This window comes from Polaromonas sp. P1_E1_2 (genome assembly GCF_056406035.1).
In genome coordinates, this window is the sequence record NZ_JBFUAZ010000258.1 from 1 (window position 1) to 5,534 (window position 5,534).

The following is a 5,534-nucleotide window of genomic DNA, read 5'->3' on the forward strand; positions in this document are numbered from 1 at the left end:
GCGTCGCTGCCGGATACAGCCTGATTTACCGGCTGGGCAAAGACTACGAAAAACCAGCTTTTGACATCCGGACGGTGGACGTCAACGGCACCGAGGTCAGCATCCACGAACGCGTRGAAATCGACAAGCCCTTTTGCGAGCTGCGCCGCTTCAAGCGCTTCACCGACGATCCCGCCACACTGACAGGCCTGAAGGGCGAGCCCGCCGTGCTGATCGTGGCGCCGCTGTCAGGCCACTATGCCACCTTGCTCCGGGACACCGTCAAGACCATGCTCAAAGACCACAAGGTCTACATCACCGACTGGAAAAATGCGCGCACCGTGCCGCTTTCCGAAGGTTCATTCAACCTGGACGACTACGTCAACTACGTCCAGGAGTTCATTCGCCACCTCCAGGGTATTTACGGCAATTGCCACGTCATCAGCGTCTGCCAGCCCACTGTGCCGGTGCTCGCTGCCGTGTCGCTGATGGCCTCCCGAGGCGAAACGACGCCCTTGAGCATGACCATGATGGGCGGCCCGATCGATGCCCGAAAATCGCCCACGGCAGTGAACAACCTGGCCATGAACAAGAGCTACGAGTGGTTTGAAAACAATGTGATTTACCGCGTGCCCAGCAACTTCCCGGGCGCAGGCCGTCGTGTGTACCCCGGCTTTTTGCAGCACACCGGCTTCGTCGCGATGAACCCGGACCGCCACGCCAGCAGCCACTACGACTACTTCAAGGATTTGCTCAAGGGCGACGACGCCAGCGCCGAGGCGCACCGCAAGTTCTACGACGAATACAACGCCGTGCTCGACATGGATGCCGACTACTACCTCGACACCATCAAGACGGTGTTCCAGGAGTTCAAGCTGGTCAACGGCACCTGGGACGTCAAGGGTGTGGACGGCCAAATGGAGCGTGTGCGGCCCGAAGACATCAAAACCACCGCCCATTTCACGGTAGAAGGCGAACTGGACGACATCTCSGGYTCYGGCCAGACCGAGGCRGCACACGGTCTTTGCCACAACATCCCCAAGGCGCTGCAAAAGCACCTGGAAGTCAAGGGTGCGGGCCACTACGGGATTTTCAGCGGCCGCCGCTGGCGCGAGATCGTCTACCCGCAAGTCAAGGCCTTTATTCTTGAGAACAATCGGGCCCCAGCCCAATCCAAGCGCGCGCCAGCAGCTACCAAAACGATAGCAAAGCCAGTGCGCACCGCAGCAGCAAAGCCTGCCGCCAAAGCCGCCCCGAAGGCCGCAGCAAAGCCGGCGGCAAAAAAAGCAGCACGCAGCAAGAAGGCTTGAGGGCGGCGGCAAGGCCGGGTCGAGCGCAGACAGAGCGGGGGCCATGACTGGTAGGACAATAGGCGGGTGATCTCCCCCCCCGACTCCAGCCTTTTCGAGCGCATCAACGCCGCCCTGCCCCAAACCCAGTGCACCCGCTGCGGCTATCCTGACTGCGCGGCGTATGCCACGGCCATTGCAACAGGCCAGGCCCCCATCAATCAATGTCCGCCAGGCGGCGCTGAAGGCGTGCAGCGGCTGTCGGCCATCACCGGTCAGCCCGTTCAGCCGCTCAATCCCTCCAACGGCACAGAAGGCCCGCGTGCTGTCGCCTTCATCGATGAAGACTGGTGCATAGGCTGCACCTTGTGCATCAAGGCCTGCCCGACCGACGCCATCATGGGCAGCAACAAGATGATGCACACCGTCATCGAGCCCTGGTGCACGGGCTGCGAGCTGTGCATCCCGGTCTGCCCTGTTGACTGCATCAGCCTGGAAAACGTCACGGGCGAGCGCACAGGCTGGACGGCATGGTCCCCGCAAGAGGCCGACACCGCCAGGGCCCGTTATGAATTCCATCAGGCCCGGTACAGGAACAGCACAAGCCCGAAGGAGATGGGCGCAGGCAAAGTGACAGACCCGCCACAGGCCCCGCTACCCGCCTCGGCTGCACGCCCCGGAGACGACCCCGCCGTGACAGACCGCAAGCGCATGGTGATTGAAGCCGCCCTGGCCCGCGCCCGCACACAGCGAGAGAGCGGCAAGAAGGACTGAGCAGCTCAACCCAAGGCGGCAAACGCCTTGATCACTTCGGGCGGCGCCTGGACCATTTCAATCAGCACGCCTTCACCCGAAACAGGAAACTCGTCGTTAGCCTTGGGGTGCAGGAAACAGATGTCAAAACCCGCGGCGCCCTTGCGAATGCCGCCGGGCGCAAAGCGCACGCCCTTGGCTGTCAGCCATTCCACAGCCCTGGGCAGGTCGTCTATCCACAGGCCCACATGGTTGAGCGGCGTGGTGTGCACCGCAGGCTTCCTGTCCACATCCAGCGGCTGCATCAGGTCGACCTCAACCTTGAACGGGCCGCTGCCGATTGCGCAGATGTCTTCATCGACGTTTTCACGTTCGCTGACGAAGTTGCCAGTGACCTCCAGGCCCAGCATGTCGACCCACAGCGTGCGCAGCCGGTCTTTGCTGGTGGCGCCAATGGCGATCTGCTGGATGCCCAGCACCTTGAAAGGGCGTCCGGTGCTCATGCCTGAAATTCCACAATCGGTTGGTCCACGCTCAGCGATTCACCCTTGGCTGCCAACACCTTTCCCACCACGCCGTCAGCGACAGCGAACAGCACGTTCTCCATCTTCATCGCTTCAATCACGGCCACGCGCTCCCCAGCCTGCACTTTCTGGCCCACCTGCACGGCAACGTCCACCAGCAAGCCCGGCATGGGCGACAGCACATAGCGGCTCATGTCCGGGGGCGCCTTGTAGGGCATGAGCGCATGCAGTTGCGCCGCACGCGGCGACAGTACCAGGGCATCAAGCCGTGTGCCGTTGTGTGCGATGCGGATGGCCAGCGGGTTGCGCCCGACACCGCGTTCGACCTGTGCAGCGAACGGCTGGCCGTTCACGGTGCCGCGTATGCGCGCACCGCCCAAATGCCAGTTGCTACAAATTTCATAGCTGCTTGCGCCCGTATCTACTGTTCCGGAGCCTGATTGCGCTTGATAATTTCGCACAGTGACAGGGTGTTGCGTGTTCTGTCCCGCAGCGTCCAGGCCGACTACCACGAACTCCTCCCCTACCGTCACGCCATGGCCCGGCAACTGCCCGCTGATGCCGGCGGCACGGCCCAGCATGCGGCGATTAACGTAAGCGGCCAGCGCCAGCAGGAACGAAGGATCATCGTGCGGCACATCTTCGGCGTGAAAGCCTTTGCTGTAGTTTTCAGCAATGAAGCCGGTATTGAAGTCGCCCGCCACAAATTTCGGATGCGCCAGCAAAGCCGCCTGAAAAGGAATGTTGCTCGATATGCCGCGAATCACAAAACCATTGAGCGCCTCACGCATCTTGGCGATGGCGTCTTGACGGTCCTTGCCGTGCACGATGAGCTTGGCGATCATCGAGTCATAAAACATCGGGATTTCGCCGCCGTCCTGCACGCCGGTATCCACGCGCACGCCGTACAACTGCGAGGTGTCTGCCGCGAACATGGTTTCCTTGGGCGGCTGAAAGCGCACCAGCCGGCCCGTGGACGGAAGGAAGCTGCGGAATGGATCTTCAGCGTTGATACGGCATTCAATCGCCCAGCCATTGCGCTGCACGTCTTTCTGCGCGATCGGCAGCTTCTCGCCGGCCGCCACGCGAATCATCAACTCCACCAGGTCCAGCCCGGTAATGCATTCCGTCACCGGGTGCTCCACCTGCAGCCGGGTGTTCATCTCAAGAAAGTAAAAACTCTGGTCCTTGCCGACCACAAACTCCACCGTGCCCGCGCTCTGGTACTTCACCGCCTTGGCCAGCGCCACCGCCTGCTCACCCATGGCCTTGCGGGTCGCGTCGCTGATGAAAGGCGACGGCGCCTCTTCAATCACCTTCTGGTGGCGCCGCTGGATGGAACACTCGCGCTCATTGAGGTAAACCACATTGCCATGGCTATCGCCCAGCAGCTGGATTTCGATGTGGCGGGGTTCTTCGACAAACTTCTCGATAAAAACGCGGTCGTCGCCAAAGCTGTTGCGCGCTTCATTGCGGCAAGAGGTAAAGCCTTCAAAGGCCTCCTTGTCGTTGAACGCCACGCGCAAGCCCTTGCCACCACCGCCGGCAGAGGCCTTGATCATCACCGGGTAGCCAATGCCCTTGGCAATCTCCACGGCCTTCTCGGCAGTCTCAATCGCGTCGTTGACACCGGGAATGCAGTTGACGCCTGCGGCGCCGGCCAGCTTCTTCGATTCAATCTTGTCGCCCATGGCGGCAATCGAATAGTGCTTGGGGCCGATGAAGATGATGCCCTCTTCCTCGACACGTTTGGCAAAGCCTGCGTTTTCGCTCAGAAAGCCATAGCCAGGGTGCACTGCCTGCGCACCCGTTTGCTTGCAAGCCGCAATGATTTTGTCGGCCTGCAGATAGCTGTCACGGCTGGGCGCCGGGCCTATGTTGACGGCCTCGTCCGCCAACTCAACGTGGCGGGCGTCTTTGTCGGCGTCGGAATACACCGCAACAGTCTTGATGCCCATTTTTCGGGCGGTGAGAATGACGCGGCAAGCGATCTCGCCCCGATTCGCAATCAGTATTTTGGTAAACATCGTTTTACTTCCTGTCCTGTTTGGCAAGCAGCGCCTTGCGCTCGGCCGTAAAGTCCCACCACGGCTGTTTCGGTCCGCCGTTCATGAATTTTTTCGCTGCCATGAAGGTGTCAAGAACGCATGGGTCGTGACGCCGGCCCATGGGATCACGCAACGCCTCGTACATCTTCAACGCGTTCATGCGCTTCACATCCGACGGGGCTTGAATGCCGACGGACTGCAGATCCGCCGCCAGCGACTTCCCGATATTCGGTATGTCGGTCAATACCCTCACCTCTGCAGCATGCATTGCCTTGGCCATCACGCGGTCCCTACAGTGGAATGTTCCCGTGCTTGCGCCACGGGTTCTCAATCTTCTTGTCGCGCAGCATCACCAGCGACCGGCAGATGCGCTTGCGCGTCTCATGCGGCAGGATCACGTCGTCGATAAAGCCGCGCGCGCCAGCGACAAAAGGATTGGCAAAGCGGGCCTTGTATTCGGCCTCTTTGGCAGCCAGCTTGGCCGGGTCACCCTTGTCTTCGCGGAAGATGATTTCCACCGCGCCCTTGGCGCCCATCACGGCGATTTCGGCGTTGGGCCAGGCGAAGTTGACGTCGCCGCGCAGATGTTTGGAGCTCATCACATCATAAGCGCCACCATAAGCCTTGCGGGTGATCACGGTGATCTTGGGCACGGTGCATTCGGCATACGCATAGAGCAGCTTGGCGCCGTGCTTGATGATGCCGCCGTATTCCTGGCTGGTGCCGGGCATGAAACCGGGAACGTCGACAAAGGTAATCACCGGAATGTTGAAGGCATCGCAAAAGCGCACAAAGCGTGCAGCCTTGATGGAGCTTTTGATGTCCAGGCAACCCGCCAGCACCAAAGGCTGGTTGGCGAYGATGCCGACCGACTGGCCTTCCATGCGGGCAAAGCCGATGATGATGTTTTTGGCGTACTCGGGCTGGATCTCGAAGAAGTC

6 protein-coding genes are annotated in these 5,534 nt (G+C 60.8%); 2 read left to right on the top strand and 4 right to left on the bottom strand.

The window, feature by feature from the left end; all coding sequences use genetic code 11:
* A partial coding sequence (locus AC1D1P_RS13000) for a polyhydroxyalkanoate depolymerase (protein WP_477673271.1) occupies positions 1–1,289 on the top strand: 1,289 nt, incomplete at its 5' end.
* Positions 1,290–1,355: 66 nt separating this feature from the next.
* Positions 1,356–2,042 (top strand): electron transport complex subunit RsxB, encoded by a 687-nt coding sequence (rsxB, locus tag AC1D1P_RS13005; protein ID WP_477669126.1) that lies wholly within the window; start codon positions 1,356–1,358, stop codon positions 2,040–2,042.
* A 5-nt stretch (positions 2,043–2,047) separates the two neighbouring features.
* On the opposite strand, the gene AC1D1P_RS13010 is transcribed toward rsxB, so the two are convergent.
* The 4 genes from AC1D1P_RS13010 to AC1D1P_RS13025 all read right to left on the bottom strand — a co-directional run.
* Complete coding sequence (locus AC1D1P_RS13010; RefSeq protein WP_477669125.1) at positions 2,048–2,524, bottom strand: VOC family protein; 477 nt, start codon at positions 2,522–2,524, stop codon at positions 2,048–2,050.
* Entirely contained in the window at positions 2,521–4,572 is a 2,052-nt protein-coding gene (locus AC1D1P_RS13015; RefSeq protein WP_477669124.1) for an acetyl-CoA carboxylase biotin carboxylase subunit, read from the bottom strand. Before AC1D1P_RS13015 ends, AC1D1P_RS13010 begins: the two co-directional genes overlap by 4 nt.
* A 4-nt stretch (positions 4,573–4,576) precedes the next feature.
* Entirely contained in the window at positions 4,577–4,873 is a 297-nt protein-coding gene (locus AC1D1P_RS13020; RefSeq protein ID WP_477669123.1) for a helix-hairpin-helix domain-containing protein, read from the bottom strand.
* Positions 4,874–4,883: 10 nt separating this feature from the next.
* On the bottom strand, positions 4,884–5,534 hold a 651-nt coding region (locus AC1D1P_RS13025; RefSeq protein ID WP_477673272.1), incomplete at its 5' end, for an acyl-CoA carboxylase subunit beta.